The organism is Ruegeria sp. BB9, from assembly GCF_056539345.1.
Genome location: NZ_JBQFUU010000005.1, coordinates 291,596 through 308,390, shown reverse-complemented (window position 1 = coordinate 308,390; position 16,795 = coordinate 291,596). Strand labels below are relative to the sequence as shown.

Annotated in this window: 16 protein-coding genes; 9 read left to right on the top strand and 7 right to left on the bottom strand. The window is 62.8% G+C overall.

Going from position 1 to position 16,795, the window contains the following annotated elements; genetic code table 11:
* Nucleotides 1-37: 37 nt before the first annotated feature.
* From mreC to ACR0FC_RS17270, 5 genes are read left to right on the top strand one after another with little or no spacing between them, the layout of a single operon-like run.
* Nucleotides 38-940 carry a rod shape-determining protein MreC gene (gene mreC / locus ACR0FC_RS17290; RefSeq protein WP_093963424.1) on the top strand — a complete coding sequence of 301 codons (903 nt, stop codon included), beginning with the start codon at nt 38-40 and terminating at the stop codon, nt 938-940.
* Nucleotides 933-1,469: a rod shape-determining protein MreD gene (locus ACR0FC_RS17285; RefSeq protein WP_170342115.1), complete on the top strand. Its 537-nt coding sequence runs from the start codon at nt 933-935 to the stop codon at nt 1,467-1,469. The genes mreC and ACR0FC_RS17285 overlap by 8 nt, the downstream gene beginning before the upstream one ends.
* A complete protein-coding gene (mrdA, locus tag ACR0FC_RS17280; RefSeq protein WP_170342117.1) occupies nt 1,466-3,412 on the top strand; it encodes a penicillin-binding protein 2 in 1,947 nt (648 codons plus the stop codon). Before ACR0FC_RS17285 ends, mrdA begins: the two co-directional genes overlap by 4 nt.
* Entirely contained in the window at nt 3,409-4,548 is a 1,140-nt protein-coding gene (gene rodA, locus ACR0FC_RS17275; protein ID WP_170342118.1) for a rod shape-determining protein RodA, read from the top strand. Before mrdA ends, rodA begins: the two co-directional genes overlap by 4 nt.
* Nucleotides 4,549-4,563: 15 nt before the next feature.
* Nucleotides 4,564-5,496 carry a 2-hydroxyacid dehydrogenase gene (locus ACR0FC_RS17270; RefSeq protein WP_170342120.1) on the top strand — a complete coding sequence of 311 codons (933 nt, stop codon included), beginning with the start codon at nt 4,564-4,566 and terminating at the stop codon, nt 5,494-5,496.
* 36 nt (nt 5,497-5,532) lie between these two features.
* Here the strand turns inward: ACR0FC_RS17270 and ACR0FC_RS17265 are convergent, their stop codons facing one another.
* The 6 genes from ACR0FC_RS17265 to ACR0FC_RS17240 form a co-directional block, all read right to left on the bottom strand.
* Nucleotides 5,533-7,548 carry a M3 family metallopeptidase gene (locus ACR0FC_RS17265; RefSeq protein ID WP_170342121.1) on the bottom strand — a complete coding sequence of 672 codons (2,016 nt, stop codon included), beginning with the start codon at nt 7,546-7,548 and terminating at the stop codon, nt 5,533-5,535.
* 59 nt (nt 7,549-7,607) lie between these two features.
* Nucleotides 7,608-8,654, bottom strand: a complete 1,047-nt coding sequence (locus tag ACR0FC_RS17260) for a HesA/MoeB/ThiF family protein (protein WP_170342123.1) — start codon at nt 8,652-8,654, stop codon at nt 7,608-7,610.
* On the bottom strand, nt 8,654-9,109 hold the full coding sequence (dut, locus tag ACR0FC_RS17255; protein ID WP_170342597.1) for a dUTP diphosphatase: 456 nt from the start codon (nt 9,107-9,109) through the stop codon (nt 8,654-8,656). Before dut ends, ACR0FC_RS17260 begins: the two co-directional genes overlap by 1 nt.
* Nucleotides 9,110-9,148: 39 nt before the next feature.
* Nucleotides 9,149-10,345 (bottom strand): bifunctional phosphopantothenoylcysteine decarboxylase/phosphopantothenate--cysteine ligase CoaBC, encoded by a 1,197-nt coding sequence (gene coaBC / locus ACR0FC_RS17250; protein WP_170342599.1) that lies wholly within the window; start codon nt 10,343-10,345, stop codon nt 9,149-9,151.
* A gap of 64 nt (nt 10,346-10,409) precedes the next feature.
* A complete protein-coding gene (locus ACR0FC_RS17245) occupies nt 10,410-11,234 on the bottom strand; it encodes a ChaN family lipoprotein (protein WP_170342125.1) in 825 nt (274 codons plus the stop codon).
* Nucleotides 11,231-12,109, bottom strand: a complete 879-nt coding sequence (locus tag ACR0FC_RS17240; protein WP_093963433.1) for an RNA polymerase factor sigma-32 — start codon at nt 12,107-12,109, stop codon at nt 11,231-11,233. The genes ACR0FC_RS17245 and ACR0FC_RS17240 overlap by 4 nt, the downstream gene beginning before the upstream one ends.
* Before the next feature lie 101 nt (nt 12,110-12,210).
* On the opposite strand from ACR0FC_RS17240, the gene cobU reads away from it, so the two are divergent.
* The 4 genes from cobU (at nt 12,211) to ACR0FC_RS17220 (ending at nt 15,823) form a co-directional block, all read left to right on the top strand.
* A complete protein-coding gene (gene cobU / locus ACR0FC_RS17235) occupies nt 12,211-12,732 on the top strand; it encodes a bifunctional adenosylcobinamide kinase/adenosylcobinamide-phosphate guanylyltransferase (protein ID WP_170342127.1) in 522 nt (173 codons plus the stop codon).
* Nucleotides 12,729-13,307, top strand: coding sequence for a histidine phosphatase family protein (locus tag ACR0FC_RS17230; RefSeq protein WP_170342129.1), 579 nt, complete (start codon nt 12,729-12,731; stop codon nt 13,305-13,307). Before cobU ends, ACR0FC_RS17230 begins: the two co-directional genes overlap by 4 nt.
* Before the next feature lie 58 nt (nt 13,308-13,365).
* A complete protein-coding gene (locus tag ACR0FC_RS17225; protein WP_170342131.1) occupies nt 13,366-14,244 on the top strand; it encodes a glutathione S-transferase in 879 nt (292 codons plus the stop codon).
* Nucleotides 14,245-14,308: 64 nt separating this feature from the next.
* Nucleotides 14,309-15,823: a YifB family Mg chelatase-like AAA ATPase gene (locus ACR0FC_RS17220; RefSeq protein WP_170342133.1), complete on the top strand. Its 1,515-nt coding sequence runs from the start codon at nt 14,309-14,311 to the stop codon at nt 15,821-15,823.
* On the opposite strand, the gene gshB is transcribed toward ACR0FC_RS17220, so the two are convergent.
* Nucleotides 15,820-16,752, bottom strand: coding sequence for a glutathione synthase (gene gshB / locus ACR0FC_RS17215; protein WP_170342135.1), 933 nt, complete (start codon nt 16,750-16,752; stop codon nt 15,820-15,822). The genes ACR0FC_RS17220 and gshB overlap by 4 nt on opposite strands.
* Nucleotides 16,753-16,795 lie beyond the last annotated feature (43 nt).

Genomic DNA, 16,795 nt, shown 5'->3' with positions numbered 1-16,795 from the left:
TTCAAGATCGGGCACGAGCAGCACGGGAAGGAGTCCTGTGGCAAAAGACCGAGCACAGCGCGACGACTACACCACCCCCCTGCGCCGCTTGTTCATGGGGATCGTTGTTCTGTGCCTGCTTGGCATATTCCTGATTTGGCGCATCGACAGCCCGCGGGTCGAAAGGTTCCGGGCCCAAGTGGTGGATGCCGTTGTGCCCTCGATGGAATGGGCGATGGTTCCGGTCACGGCCGCCATAAACCTTGTACGGGATTTCCAAAGCTACCAAAGGCTGAGCGAGCAGAACCAGGAACTGCGCAGTGAACTGCGCCGCATGCGCGCCTGGAAAGAGGCGGCCCTGCAGTTGGAGCAGGAAAACGCGCGGCTTCTGGACCTGAACAATGTTCGGTTGGATCCCCGTCTGACTTATATAACCGGGGTCGTCATGGCCGACAGCGGCTCGCCGTTTCGGCAATCTGTTTTGCTGAATGTCGGCGAGCGTGACGGGATCGTCGACGGATGGGCCGCCATGGACGGCATCGGGCTGGTGGGCCGGATATCTGGCGTTGGTCCGGATACCGCGCGGGTCATCCTGTTGACCGACGCCTCAAGCGCGATTCCCGCCACCATCCAGCCCTCCGGCCAGACCGCGTTGATTACCGGTGACAATACCCCTGCCCCAGCCGTCGAGTTTCTGGAAAGCCGCGAACTGGTGCGGCCCGGCGACCGTGTGGTGACCTCAGGCGATGGCGGCGTATTTCCTGCGGGCCTTCTGATCGGCCAGATCGCCGCCGATCCGGGGGGGCGTCTGCGCGTCCGACTGTCAGCGGATTTCGAGCGTTTGGAATTCCTGCGCGTCCTGCGCTACCACTCGGCCGCCCCGATCCGAGACCCGGGCGGCATCGTCGGACCTCCGCGCCCCGAGGCTCTTCTCCCGACCGAGGAGGCCGCCGATGGATAGCGCCGCGTCACGTCTATGGCTGATGCGGGGCCTGTACCTGTTCCTCGCTCTGACGGTGATGTTCTTTCACCTGTTGCCTCTGAACACGCAACCGGGTCGTCTGCCCTTTCCTGACTTCCTGATCTGCCTGACCTTTGCATGGGTCCTCAGGCGGCCGGAATATGTACCGACACTCAGCATAGCTGCGGTCATGCTGATGGCCGACCTGTTGCTGCAACGGCCGCCGGGACTGCTGGCGGCATCCGTCGTCATCGGTTCTGCCTATCTGCGATCGGCAGGCCCCGGAATGCGCGACGTCGGATTCGTGGGCGAGTGGACGACGGTGGGCGTCGTCATCGCGGCAATCTTTGCCTTCAACCGGACAGTTCTGGCGCTGCTGTCCGTCAGTCAGGCCAGCATTGGCCCGGTATTTGTCCAAGTGGTCTTCACGGTCCTCGCCTACCCGCTTGTCGTTGCATTCAGCCAAACCATATTTGGCGTCCGCAGGCCATCTGCGGTAGATGTTGCCACTGTGGGAACACGCTCATGAAACGCACACCCAAAACACAAGGTGCCGCATACAAAAGGCTGACCCGGCGCGCGCTGGTGCTGGGTGGCATGCAATTCGCATTCGTCGGCGGCCTGGCGGCCCGCATGCGTTACATGCAGGTCGATCAGGCCGACCAATATCGCCTGTTGGCCGAAGAAAACCGCATCAACATCCGGCTCATTCCGCCAACCCGAGGGCGCATTTATGACCGCAATGGTCAGATCATCGGGCAGAATGCGCCGTCCTACCGCATCGTGATCGTGCGCGAGGATGCGGGCGACGTCGACAAGGTCATTGCCAAACTGTCACAACTGATTCCGCTGAACGAAGACGAGATCGAGCGGGCCAAAGCCGAGATGAAACGTACAGCGCCGTTTCTGCCGGTTACGCTGGCCGACCAGGTCACCTGGGAAGATATCTCGAAGGTGGCGATCAATACCCCCGCCCTTCCCGGCGTCACGCCCGAGGTCGGACTGACCCGCCAATATCCCCGCTACGAGGATTTCGCCCATGTGGTCGGGTATGTGGGTCCGGTCAGCGACTACGACCTGAGCAAGATGGAAGACCCCGAGCCGGTTCTGATGATCCCGCGCTTTCAGATCGGCAAGGTCGGGCTTGAGGCCAAGAAGGAAGACCTGCTGCGCGGCAAGGCGGGCGCCAAGCGGGTCGAGGTCAACGCGACTGGTCGGGTGATGCGGGAACTTGACCGCCGCGAAGGCCAGCCCGGCGCTGACCTGCAATTGACCATCGACGCCGACCTGCAGGAATACGCGCAGGCCCGGCTGGCCGGCGAAAGCGCCGCCGTTGTCGTGATCGACTGTGAGACGGGCGATCTGCGGGCCATCAGTTCGACCCCCAGCTTCGACCCCAACCTGTTCGTGCGCGGAATCTCGGTGGCGGATTACCAAGCCCTGACCCAGAACAATCACCGCCCGCTGGCCAACAAGACGGTTCAGGGCACCTACCCGCCCGGTTCGACCTTCAAGATGATCACCGCGCTGGCCGCGCTCGAGGCCGGTGTCGTCGGTCCGGGCAACACCGTCTATTGTCCCGGCTACCTGAAGGTGGGCAGCCGGCGGTTCCACTGCTGGAAGCGCGGCGGACACGGGATGGTCGATCTGGAGACCTCGTTGAAGCGCAGTTGCGACGTCTACTATTACGACGTGGCCCTGCGGGTCGGGATCGACAAGATTTCGGACATGGCGCGCAAGTTCGGTTTGGGCATCAAACACGACCTGCCGATGTCTGCCGTGGCGGCCGGCCTGGCGCCGAACCAGGAATGGAAACAGACCACCCACGGACAGGACTGGCTGGTCGGCGACACGGCAAATGCCTCGATTGGGCAGGGCTTCATGTTGGCCTCGCCGATGCAACTGGCCGTCATGACTGCGCGCATCGCGACCGGCCGATCGGTGACACCGCGTCTGATCCGCAGTGTCGACGGGGTCGAACAGCCTTCGGGCGCGGGCGAGTCGCTGGACGTCAATCCGGCCAACTTGGATCAGGTGCGCAAGGCGATGTACAAGGTCTCGAACGACCGTCGCGGAACCGCTTATCGCAGCCGGATCATCGCAGACGAATTCCGGATGGCCGGCAAGACGGGCACCAGCCAGGTGCGCAACATCACCAAGGCCGAACGGGCCGCCGGGGTCATCCGCAACGAAGATCTGCCCTGGGAACGGCGGGACCACGCGCTGTATGTCAGCTTTGCCCCTTACGACAACCCGAAATATGCCGTGGCCGTCGTGGTCGAACATGGCGGCGGCGGTTCGAAGGCTGCAGCCCCCGTGGCACGGGACGTGATGCTGCAGGCTCTTTACAACGGCACCCCTCCGCTGGAAGCATATCCCGTGGCCGACCGCGACCGCATCAAGGAACAGCAGAAACGTCTGGAAGGCGATCGCCGCCCGAAAGCGCGCCCTGACGAAAAGGACCGCGCATGAGCTATCTTGAATATGCGGTCAAGACCACGCCGACGGGGATCCGCAAAGTTCTGTACATGAACTGGCCACTGACGCTTTTGCTGATCAGCGTCGCAAGTGCCGGTTTTCTGATGCTGTATTCGGTGGCCGGCGGCTCGTGGTCGCCATGGGCGGAACCACAGATGGAACGGTTTGGCCTGGGCCTGACGGTCATGTTCATCGTCGCATTGGTTCCGATCTGGTTCTGGCGCAACATGTCCGTCGTCGCCTATCTTGTATCTTTGGGGCTTCTGCTGTTCGTCGAGCTGTTCGGCACCATCGGCATGGGCGCGCAACGCTGGATCGACCTGGGCTTCATGCGCCTGCAGCCCTCCGAACTGGCAAAGGTGACTTTGGTCATGTTGCTGGCGGCCTACTACGATTGGCTTCCCTCCTACAAAACCTCGCGCCCGGTTTGGGTCTTGATCCCGGTTGTCCTGATCCTGATCCCGACCTTCATGGTGCTGCGCCAGCCCGACCTGGGAACCGCAATCCTGCTGTTGGCGGCCGGAGGAGGCCTGATGTTTCTGGCGGGCGTGCATTGGGCCTATTTCGCAGCGGTCATCGCGGCGGGTGTCGGCTTGATTTCAACGGTGTTCAAAAGCCGTGGCACCGATTGGCAATTGCTAAAGGACTATCAATTCCGGCGCATCGACACATTCCTTGACCCCTCGACCGATCCGCTGGGCGCGGGGTATCACATCACCCAGTCCAAGATTGCCTTGGGATCCGGCGGCTGGAACGGTCGAGGCTTCATGCAAGGCACCCAGTCGCGCCTGAACTTCCTGCCCGAAAAGCACACCGACTTCATCTTCACGACACTGGCCGAAGAGTTCGGTTTTGTCGGGGGCACAACCTTGTTGCTGCTTTACGGACTGATCCTGATCTTCTGCCTCGTCACGGCGCTGTCGACCAAGGACAGGTACTCATCGTTGGTGACACTGGGCATTTCGCTGAACTTCTTCCTGTTCTTCGCCGTCAACATGTCGATGGTCATGGGGCTGGCGCCGGTGGTCGGTGTTCCGTTGCCGATGGTCAGCTATGGGGGCTCGGCCATGTTGGTTCTGATGGCCGCCTTCGGCATCGTGCAAAGCGCGCATATTCACCGTCCTCGTTGATCCGAAAGGCCGACCATGTCTGTGAACGTCCTGTTTTCCGCCCGCCCGACACTTTGGCCGGTTTACGAGCCCTTGCTGAACATCGGGCTGGCCGATGCGGGGATCAAAGCCACTATCGCCACCGACCTGCCGCCCGATCAGGTGGATTACATCGTCTATGCACCCAATGGCGGGCTGCTTGATTTCACGCCCTACACGCGCGCAAAGGCCGTGCTCAGCCTATGGGCCGGTGTCGAAAAGATAGCCTCGAACGACATGCTGACCGTGCCGTTGGCCCGGATGGTCGATCACGGTCTTACCCAGGGCATGACCGAATGGGTCGTGGGGCACGTTCTGCGCTACCATCTGGGCATGGATCGACACATCACGGTCCAGGATGGGGAATGGGCCCCGGATCCGCCTCCGCTTGCCACACAGCGATCGGTCTGCGTTCTGGGACTTGGCGCCCTGGGGCAGGCTGCGGCACAGGCGCTGGCGGCGTTGAGCTTCAACGTGACAGGGTGGAGCCGTTCGGCCAAGGACGTGTCTGGTGTCACGTGCCTGCACGGACCAGACGGGCTGCGCGTGGCCCTGAGCCAGGCCGAGATACTCGTCCTGCTGCTGCCTGAAACGGCAGCCACGGAGAACACTCTGAACGCGGACACTCTGGCACTTCTGCCAAAAGGTGCGCGCATTCTGAACCCCGGCCGCGGCCCACTGATTGACGACGAAGCGCTGTTGCAGGCGCTGAACACCGGCCAAGTGGGGCATGCCACGCTGGATGTGTTCCGCGCCGAGCCGCTGCCCCCCGATCATCCGTACTGGGCGCATCCAAATGTGACCGTCACGCCGCATATCGCGTCGGAAACCCGGCCCGAAACGGCTGCGCAGGTGATCTGCGAAAACATCCAACGCAGCGAATCCGGACGGCCGCTGCTGCATCTCGTCGACCGCGCACTCGGGTACTAGGGCCATCGGGGACCGCCGCCCCCGTCTTGCCGAGCGCTATGCGTCCACCAGTCCCCGACCTTTCAGCAGGGCTTCGACACCCGGCAACCGGCCCCGGAACGCCAGATAGAGATCTTCGGCCTCCTTCGAGCCTCCTTTGGACAGAATGTTGTCCTCCAGAGCCTGCGCCCGCTCGGGATCAAACGCGCCTCCTGCCTCTTCGAAGGCAGCAAATGCGTCGGCATCCATCACTTCGGACCACATGTAACTGTAGTAACCCGAGCTGTAGCCATCACCCGCAAATACATGGGCGAAATGCGGCGTTGCGTGGCGCATACCAATGGCATGCGGCATCCCGATCTCGGCCAGAACCTCAGCCTGCTTCGCCATGGGGTCAGCCGGGGCCGGACCGTCGTGGAAGGCCAGGTCGACCAGTGCCGAGGCGACGTATTCGACCGTCTGAAAACCCTGATCGAAATTGGCGGCACCCAGAACTTTGTCCAGCAGTTGCGGAGGCATCGGAGCTCCGGTTTCGGCATGAGTTGCGAACTCGGCCAGAACCTCCGGTACTTCCAGCCAATGCTCATACAGTTGGCTAGGCAGCTCCACGAAATCCCGCGCAACGCTGGTCCCCGAGATGCTGTCATAGGTCACATCCGACAGCATCTGGTGCAGTGCGTGCCCGAATTCATGAAACAGGGTCCGTGCGTCGTCATATGACAGCAGCGCCGGATCGCCCTTGGCGAAGTTGCAAACATTGATGACGATTGGCGTCTGGACCTTGGGAAACTTGGCCTGCGCCCGCATCGCGCTGCACCACGCACCCGACCGTTTCGATCCACGCGCAAAATAGTCTCCGATGAATACGGCAACGTGTTTGCCACGCCGGGTCACCTCCCAGGCTCGGCAATCCGGATGGTACAGCGGCACGTCCAACGGCGCGAACTCCAACCCGAACAAGCGGTTGGCGCAGGTAAAGGCAGCCTCGATCATGCGCTCCAGCTGCAGGTAGGGTTTGAGTTCTGCCTCATCCAGATTATGCTCGGCCTTGCGCCGTTTTGCGGCATAGTACCGCCAGTCCCAAGGTTCGAGCGGACCGTTGGCGCCGTCCTCCTGCATCATCCGCGTCAGGATCTCCGCGTCGGCCTCGGCCCGGGCCTTGGCGGGTGCCCAGACCTGCATCAGCAAGTCGCGCACCCGTTCGGGGGTTCGGGCCATCTCGGTCTCGAGCTTGAAGGCCGCAAAGCTGTCATAGCCCAGCAGTTTGGCCCGTTCCTCGCGTAGCTGAAGGATTTCGGCGGCAATCGCTCGGTTGTCGGTCTCGCCTCCGTTTGCCCCGCGTGACGCCCAGGCACGGTAAGCCTTTTCCCGCAGGTCACGACGTGGCGAGAACTGCAGGAACGGCACGATCAGAGACCGCGACAGCGTGACAACCGGCCCCTTGGCCCCTTTTTCCCGACCGGCCGCGTGTGCCGCATCAACCACGAAACCCGGCAGTCCCGCCAGGTCATCTTCAGTCAGCTCCATGAACCAGCCACGCTCGTCCGCCAGCAGGTTTTGCGTGAACGCGGTGCCCAATGACGCCAGACGCGCCTTGATCTCCTGCATCCGGGCATCTTCCGCACCGTGCAGCGCCGCACCCGAGCGGACGAACCCGCGATGGGTGAGCATCAAAACCCGATCCTGTTCCTCGGTCAGATCCAGCGTATCTCGTTTCGCCCAAAGGTCGTCCACACGCTGGAACAGCGCCTTGTTCGAGGAAATCGCGGCGAAATGGGCTGCAAGCTTGGGCGAAAACTCCCGTTGCAACGCTTCGCGCTCCGGGTTGCTGTCAGCGCCAGCGACCGTGAAAAACACCGACAGAACCTTGTTCAAGGCCTCGCCCGCCGCTTCCAGCGCTTCGATCGTGTTGGCAAAACTCGCGGGCTGGGTATTCGTCGCGATGCTGTCGATCTCGTCGGCATGGGCCTGCAGAGCAGCTTCCAGTGCCGGGGCAAAATCGTCATCCGAGATTTCGGCAAAGGGCGCGATTTCGAACGGGGTCGTCCAGTCGGACAGGATCGGATTGGTCATTGGGGTCTCCTTCAAGCGTCAAGCTAGGAATGCCGGGCAAGCTCGTCCAGTGGCCGCGATCAAACGGGTTGCCCGCAAACCGGGCAATCGTCCCGCCGGGACAGGGTGATCTTGCGGCTTTCGCCATAAAGCGCGTCATAGATCAGCATCTCGCCACGCAAGGCCTGACCTGCCCCCGTGACTACCTTGACCGCCTCGACCGCCATCATCGACCCCACCACGCCCGGCAGTGGCCCGACCACCCCGGCCTCGGCGCAGGAGGGCGCCAGACCCGGCGCAGGCGCTTCGGGAAAAATGCATTGGTAGCAGGGAGCGTTGTTGGCGGGGTCAAACACGCTCAGTTGGCCTTCCCATTGGGACAGCGCGCCTGAGATCAGGGGCTTGCCCAAAGCCACCGCGGTGCGGTTGGTCAGATACCGGGTTTCGAAATTGTCGGTGCCGTCGAGGATAAGGTCATAATCCGCGAACAGGTCGGCCGCGATGTCGTCCGTCAGGCGGCGGTGATAGGGGCGAACGATGACATTGGGGTTCTGCGCCTCCATTGCTTGCTGCGCAGAAAAGACTTTGGGCATTCCGATGTCTGCATCCCGGTGGATGACCTGCCGCTGCAGATTGGCATTCTCGACGACGTCATCATCAATGACGCCAATCGTGCCCACGCCGGCGGCGGCAAGGTACTGCAGCGCCGGTGCGCCCAATCCACCTGCCCCGATCACCAATACACGAGCGGTCTTCATCCGTTTCTGCCCGGGTCCACCAAGCTCGCGCAGGACGATGTGACGGGCATAGCGCTCCAGTTCGGCTTCGCTGAACTGGTCAGATGGGCTGTGCGGTCGAATATCCGACGGTGGATTGGCCCGGCGCCTCAGGGCTTTCACCACAGCGCCATAACCCATGGCCAGCAGAACGAAGCCACCCAGGATCAGCCACATCGCGGCCGAGCCGCCTGTGGCCTCGCGCAGTGGGTTCCCGTCGGGCAAAACCAGATGAGACAGAACCACACCTGCCAGCAACACCAAAACCGACACCCAACGGGCAGTACGCGAGGCACCAGCGAGGTAGCCAAGCCCCCACAGCCCCGCTGCCAGTGCCAGTACCAGAACCATCAGGCGCGCCCCGTGGATCCGAACCCACCGGAACCGCGCTGCGATTCCTGCAGGCTGTCCGCCATCTCGAACCGCGCCTGGATCACCGGGGCCACGACAAGCTGCGCAATTCTGTCGCCATGTCCGATTTCAAAGGCTTCCTGACCCGCATTCAGCACGATCACCCCCAAGGGACCGCGATAGTCGCTGTCGATCGTGCCCGGTGCGTTCGGCAGCGTGATCCCGTGTTTCAACGCAAGTCCCGAGCGCGGACGCACCTGGATCTCATATCCATCCGGAATCTCTACCCGCAGGCCGGTCGGAACCAAGGCGCGCTCACCGGGTTGAAGGGTGATCGATCCTCGATCAGGCAGGTTGGCCCGCACATCCGCGCCGGCTGCCCCGGCCGTTTCATAGGACGGCAATGCAATGGCCGGATCGGCCCCGTCTTCTCGGATCACCCGGATTGCCACCATCAGCGCATCCCAACCTTCATCTTCTGTCAAACAACCGCATCACAGCGCCAGCGCGGCCGCGATCTTTTCCGCCAGCCGTACGGCCACTGCGTCCTTGCCCATGCGCGGCCACTCCTCGGCACCCGCATCCGATATCAGCACGACCGCATTTTCGGCCCCACCCATGATGCCGGTCACCGGACTGACATCATTGGCCAGAATCCAATCGCACCCTTTGCGCGCCCGCTTGGCGGTTGCGTGGGCGATCACATCATCCGTCTCGGCGGCGAAACCCACGACCAAGCTAGGTCGGCCGGTCTCCAGATGCGAAATCCGTTTGAGGATGTCCGGGTTTTCGGCAAATTGCAGTGCAGGCATTCCGTCGCGGCTTTTCTTCAACTTGCGGTCTGATGCCCCGTCTACCCGCCAATCGGCCACGGCTGCGGCAAACACGCCCGCATCCACCGGCAGAGCCGCGTCCACCGCATCCGACATTTGTTGAGCAGTCTCAACCTGCACAACCTGGACGCCCTGGGGTGGTGGCACATCCGCGGGGCCGGTTACGAAAACGACTTCGGCCCCCAGGGCCGCCAAAGCGTTGGCAATCGCCGTCCCCTGCGCCCCCGAGGATCGGTTTGCGATGTACCGAACCGGATCAATCGGCTCATGCGTCGGCCCCGACGTCACGAGAATCCGCTTACCCTTCAGTGGGCCATCCGACAAGGCAGACTCGACCGCCGCCACGATTTCGAGAGGTTCTGACATGCGGCCGGGGCCGAACTCGCCACAAGCCATGTCACCGTCATTGGGTCCGACAAACCGGACGCCGTCCGCGATCAACTGCTTGTGGTTCCGGCGAGTTGCCGGATGGTTCCACATCCGCACGTTCATCGCCGGCGCACATAAAACAGGGGTATCCGTGGCCATCAACAGGGTCGATGCCAGATCATTGGCCAGACCCCCGGCCATCTTTCCCATCAAATCCGCAGTCGCCGGGGCCACGACGATCAGATCAGCCGAACGTGACAGCTGGATATGTCCCATCTCGGCCTCGTCCGTCAGGTCGAACAGATCACGATAAGCTTTTTCACCGGCAAGTGCAGACACGGACAAAGGGGTCACGAATTCTTCGGCAGCGCGGGTCAGGACCGGGGTCACTGCCGCCCCGCGCTCCTTCAACCTTCGGATCAGATCCAGCGATTTGTAGGCCGCGATCCCACCGCCAAGGATCAGGAGGATCCGTTTGGATGCCAGCATGTTCAGCCCTTCCCGGTCGTGCTCGGCCTCGACACTATGCAACCCATGCCCCGAGTTCCAGCGCTTAATTCTGGGACTCGAAGGCCTTGCAAGGGTCTTCGCGTTCGGCCGCGGGGCTGTCAATCACCGCGTCAAATTCACCGGTCACGACACCGTCTTCGGCCTGACCGAGAACAAAGACCTTCAGGCCCGGACGCAGGCGCGACAGAAAGGTCGGAATGCCCTGATCCTTGCGCGCATGCCCGTTTCCGGTAATCACCGCCACCGGACCGCCGGTTTCATCAATTGCACGCAGAATGGCCCGGGTCAGAACAGCATCGCGCAGACGCTGGATCGCCACCAGTTGCGGCAAGGCCTCGGCGGGAAGTGCGTTGCAATGCGCTGCCAATTGCTCGGCCTCGCGCGCCGCTTGATCCTCGGGAGCCAACGGAATGTTCAACCCATATCGCGCCGCATCCGCGCCCAGAGTCGTTGCGGCACCCCGTTCCATCGCCGCACGCGCAGCCGCGCGTGGCACCATCGCTCCGTATACCGGAGCCTCTGATGCTTGGAAAACAGGGTAATACATGCTGAGCGGCGGCCATCCCGTTTCGGCCCATCTCAGGATGCGTGACAGCTCCTCGGGGTTCGAGGCGGCAGTCTGCGCCAGTCTCTGAGCCCCTTCCTCGGTCACCATTTCCCAGACCATTGCAGACGGATCGATGTCCGCAATCGCTTCGGTCTGGACCAGGTGATGTAGGGGGTTGTCGTGAATTTCGCCAAGGATCACGACATCGGCGTCCCTCATCTGTGCCAATATATCGTCGGGGATAAGGTCCCCGGCCAGAACTGGCCGGGTCAAAAGTGTCAGCGACAGCACGGCCGTCGTCAGAATCGCAAGATGTCTCATGCGAAGAAGTGTTGCACCTCGCGCGATTGAGCTTCAAGGTTCTTGCGCATCTTCACGAACGCCGCTGCCTCAAGCTGTCGCACGCGTTCCTTGGACAAACCCAGTTCCTGACCCAGGCTTTCCAATGTGCGCGCCGGCTCACGCAGCTTGCGCTCGCGCACGATGAACCGTTCCCGATCGTTGAGCGCCTGCATCGCCGTGATCAACCATTCGCGCAATTGGCGGGTATCGTGGCTGTTCTCGACAGTTTCCGCAGCTTGCTCGCGATCATCCTCCAACGCGTCGATCCACTCGCGACCATCCTCGTCAGCCGATTGAACGGCGTTCAGGGAAAAGTCTGAGCCGGCCAACCGGCCGTGCATCATTTCCACATCGCGCAGCGGCACACCGATCTCGGCCGCAATCATCTGGTGCAGTTGATGGCGGTCCAATTCAACGCCATCGGTCGCGGCTTCGCGCTCCAGGCGGGCCTGCACGCGACGCATGTTGAAGAAAAGGGATTTCTGGGACGATGTCGAACCGGTCCGTACCATCGACCAGTTGCGCATCACGTAATCCTGAATGCTGGCCTTGATCCACCACACCGCATAGGTCGAAAAGCGGACTCCGCGATCCGGGTCGAATTTGTCAGCGGCCTTCATCAGGCCCAGCCCGGCCTCTTGGATCAGGTCATTCATCGGCGCGCCGTAGCGTTTGAACTTGGCCGCCATTGAAATGGCCAGACGCATATAGGCCGTTATCAACCGGTGAAGGGCCTGTTCGTCGCGCTCGTCTCGCCAGGCATAGGCCAGGCGCAATTCGGTTTCCGCATCCAGCAATTCGGCTTTCATAGCCTGCCGTGACATCGAGAAGTCGTTCGGGTTATCCAGTGCCATGCAGCTCTCCCATCTGTCGTAGGCGCCGCCGGTCTTGCCTTGCCGACGTATGGTCGATACGCAAGGGCGCACCGGGTGGATCACTGTAAAGGTAGTAAAAAATGCATCCCGATTTAACCTTTGTGCTGGGAGGCGCGGCATCGGGAAAATCTGCATTTGCCGAGCAATTCGTTGTTTCAACAGGAAAAACCCGCGTCTATCTGGCAACATCACAAGTGTTTGATGATGAGATGCGCCTAAAAATCAGGCGCCATGTGGACCAAAGAGGCGACGGCTGGGCCACGATCGAAGCCCCGATGGATCTGCGCCCGGCGCTGGCGGGGCTGAGCCGGGATCAGGTCTGTCTTATCGATTGCGCCACGATGTGGCTCAGCAATCACCTGCTGGCCGACAGCGATCTTGAACAGGAACAGGCCGCCCTTCTGGCCGCGCTACGGACCTGCCCCGCGCAGGTCATTATCGTCTCGAACGAAGTGGGGCACGGTATCGTCCCCGACAATGCGCTGGCCCGCAAGTTCCGCGAGGCGCAGGGGCGGTTGAACATCGCCCTCGCCGCCCAAGCCGGCCTTGTGGTTCAGGTCATCGCGGGACTACCGCAGGTTTTGAAAGGCCAGTTGCCGTGACCCGGTTGCACCTTGTCCGCCACGGCCCGACCCATGCCAAAACGATGGTGGGATGGTCCGATATTCCCGCCGACCTGAGCGACCACGCGGCCCTCGCGCGCCTGCATGACCACCTGCCGCATGATGCGCTGGTCATTTCGTCGGACCTGTCGCGCGCCGCGGATACGGCCACGGCCATTCAGGGCACGCGCCGCCGGCTGCCGCACCATCCCGACCTGCGCGAGATCCATTTCGGCACGTGGGAGATGCGCGCATTCGCCGAGATCGAGGCCGAAGACCCCGAACTGGCCTTTGCCTATTGGGACAGCCCCGGCGACGTGCGCCCGCCCAACGGCGAAAGCTGGAACGCGGTCCGCGCGCGGGTCGACGCGGCGATCGACGGGTTGATCGGTATGCACACAGGCGCCGATCTGGTGATCGTGGCCCATTTCGGCGTAATCCTGACCCAGGTACAGCGCGCCCTTGACCTGGACGCGCAACGGACCTTTGCCCATCGCATCGACAACCTGTCGGTGACCGAGCTGGCCTTTGACGGCAGAACTTGGTCGACCGGCCGGATCAATCATCTTCCGTGAACGCAACACGCACAAATCGGCGTTTTACTGATTCCAGAAGTTCGGCCATCCTCGGGCCATGACATATGACCTTTTCATCGGGGACCGCCTGTTTTCCAGTTGGTCCATGCGCGGCTGGCTGATGCTGGAAAAATTCGGCCTGCCCTACACGACCCACATGATCGGCCTGTATTCGGGCACGATGGCCCGGGACATGCAGCCGCTGGCCCCGGCCCGTCTGGTCCCCGCGCTACGCCTGCCCGAAGGCACGGTGGTCGGCGAAAGCCTCGCCATGGCCGAGACGCTGGCTGAACGCCACCCCGATGCGGAGCTTTGGCCGCAGGACGCCGCCGCCCGCGCAACCGCCCGTTGGCTGTGTGCCGAGATGGTCGCCGGGTTCCATGCGCTGCGGTCGGCCTGCCCCATGCAACTCAAACACCGCTGGAAAGGGTTCGAGGCGTCCGCCGAAACCCGCGCCGATCTGACCCGGATCGAGACCTTGTGGGCGCATGCGCGCAAGATCTCGGGCACGACGTCCGGCCCGTTGTTCGGCAGCTATTCGCTGGCCGATGTGTTCTATACGCCGATCGCGGCCCGGATCATCGGCTACGGTCTGCCCGTATCCGTGCAGAACCACGACTACTGCATGGAATTGTTGTCGGACCCGGCAGTTCGGCAATGGCGCGCGATGGGGCTGACTGTCGACCACGACCCTTTCCCCTATGACCAGCCGCTCGACGCCGAGCCTTGGCCGGTCGGCGGAGCCTCGACGGCCCGCGCGGTTGAGGCGGGGCCTTCGGTCAATGACCGCTGCCCCTATTCCGGCAAGCCGGTGACCGCATTTCTGGAGCTGGATGGCAAACGATGGGGCTTCTGCAACACCTTCTGCCGCGACAAAACCGTGGCCGACCCCGGAGCGTGGCCGAAATTCACGCAAATGATCCGGCAAGCGGTGTGACCGTTAACCATTCCTAAACCGACGCCATGGCAGCAAGGTCCTATTAACCAAGAACAGGATCGCCATGGTCGCCCGCGCTCATACCGTTGCTTTTCAGGGGGTCGAGGCCCGCCCGGTCGAGGTGCAATGCGCCGTCTCTCCCGGGCTGCCCGCCTTTTCAATCGTCGGCCTGCCGGACAAGGCCGTGTCCGAGGCCCGCGAACGCGTGCGCAGTGCGCTCAGCGCGATGGCCATTGCGCTGCCCTCCAAACGTATCACGATCAACCTGTCGCCCGCTGACCTGCCCAAGGAGGGAAGCCATTTCGACCTGCCGATCGCGCTGGCCCTGCTCTGTGCCATCGACATCCTGCCCGCCGACGCCGCCGAAGCCACCATGGCTCTGGGCGAGCTTTCGCTGGACGGCTCATTGGTGCCCGTGGCCGGCGCCCTGCCCGCCGCGATGACCGCCGCGGCCGAGGGCCGCACGCTGCTGTGTCCGCGCGTGTCAGGTGCCGAGGCGGCCTGGGTCGACGCGACCCAGGTGATCGGGGCCGCGTCCCTGGCCGACGTCGTGCGCCATTTCACCGGCCAGTCGCCCCTGCCGGTCGCCCAGCCCGGCGAGGTCAGGTTGGAGCCCTCGACCCGCGATCTGCGCGACGTAAAAGGGCAGGAACGGGCAAAACGCGCATTGGAAATCGCAGCGGCCGGCCGTCACCACATGATCATGATCGGCACGCCGGGATCGGGCAAATCCATGCTCGCCGCCCGCTTGCCCGGCATTCTGCCGCCGCTGACGCCCACCGAAGCGCTCGAGACCTCGATGATCCAATCGCTGTGCGGCATGCTGGACGAAGGCGGCATCAGCCGGACCCGCCCGTTCCGCGAACCGCATCATACGGCGTCGATGGCGGCGATCGTGGGCGGCGGAAAAGGCGCGAAACCCGGCGAGATTTCCCTGGCCCACAACGGCGTCCTGTTCATGGACGAATTCCCCGAATTTCCACGCACGGTTCTGGAAACCCTGCGCCAGCCCATCGAGACCGGCGAAGTCATGGTCGCCCGCGCCAACGCCCATGTAAAATACCCCTGCCGGTTCATGTTGGTGGCGGCGGCGAACCCCTGCAAATGCGGATATCTCAGCGACCCGTCCCGCGCCTGCTCGCGCGCAACCGTCTGCGGCGAGGACTATCTGGGCCGCATCTCGGGGCCGCTGATGGACCGGTTCGACCTGCGGATCGAAGTGCCGCCCGTGGGCTTTACCGACCTTGACCTGCCGCCATCCGGCGACAGCTCGGCCACCGTCGCCGCGCGGGTGCAACAGGCGCGCGGTGTTCAGGCCCGGCGCTTTCAGAACACGCCCGGGATTCGCCAGAACGCCGATATCGAGGGCAATCTGCTGGAAGAGGTCGCCGCACCAGATGCCGAGGGCAAGGACCTGCTGGTCAAGGCGGCCGAGCGGTTCGGCCTGTCGGCACGGGCTTACCACCGCATCCTGCGCGTGGCCCGCACCATTGCCGATCTCGAGGGCGCGCCCGATGTGCGCCGCCCGCATGTGGCCGAGGCGCTGAGCTACAGGATCAGCGCGCGAGTTTCGGCTTAGACCTTGGCCTCGATCGCCTGCCAGATCTTTTCGGCAATATTTGTACCGTTGAACCGCTCCAATTCCTGGATTCCGGTGGGCGAGGTCACGTTGATTTCTGTCAGATAATCTCCGATCACGTCGATACCCACAAAGATCTGGCCCTTTTCCTTCAGCAGTGGGCCGATGGCCGCGCAGATTTCAAGATCGCGGTCGGTCAGCCCGATCTTTTCGGGACGGCCGCCCACATGCATGTTCGACCGGGTCTCACCCTCGGCCGGAACGCGGTTGATCGCACCGACCGGCTCGCCATCGACCAGGATCACCCGTTTGTCGCCGTTGCGCACATCCGGCAGGAATTTCTGAACGATCAGCGGCTCTCGCGAGAAGCCCGTGAACAGCTCGTGCAACGAGGTCAGGTTGCGGTCATCGGCATCCAGCCGGAACACGCCGGCCCCGCCGTTGCCATAGAGCGGCTTGAGGATGATGTCTCCATGCTTTTCCTTGAACGCCTTGATGGTCCGCAGATCGCGGGCGATCGTGGTGGGCGGTGTCAGGTCGGGAAAATCCAGAACCAGCAATTTTTCCGGGTAGTTGCGCACCCAGAACGGATCATTCACCACCAGCGCCTGTCCGCGCAACCGATCCAGCAGGTGCGTCGAGGTGATATAGTGCATGTCGAACGGCGGGTCCTGCCGCAGCCAGACGACATCGAAATCCGCCAGATCAACCTCGCGCTCAGGTCCCAGAACCGCCGGCTGCTCCGCAACCCGTTGCACCGTCATGTCGTGACCGCGGGCGGTGATGCGCCCCTCTTGATAGGCCAGTTGATCAGGTCCGTAGTAAAACAGCTGGTGCCCACGGGCCTGGGCTTCTTCGGCCAGCCGGAACGAGCTGTCGGCATTGATGTCCACGGCCCCGATCGGGTCCATCTGAAAGGCGATTTTCATGGCGTGTCCCTCGTAGTCACGCCAGATACATGGCCCAGCGGGG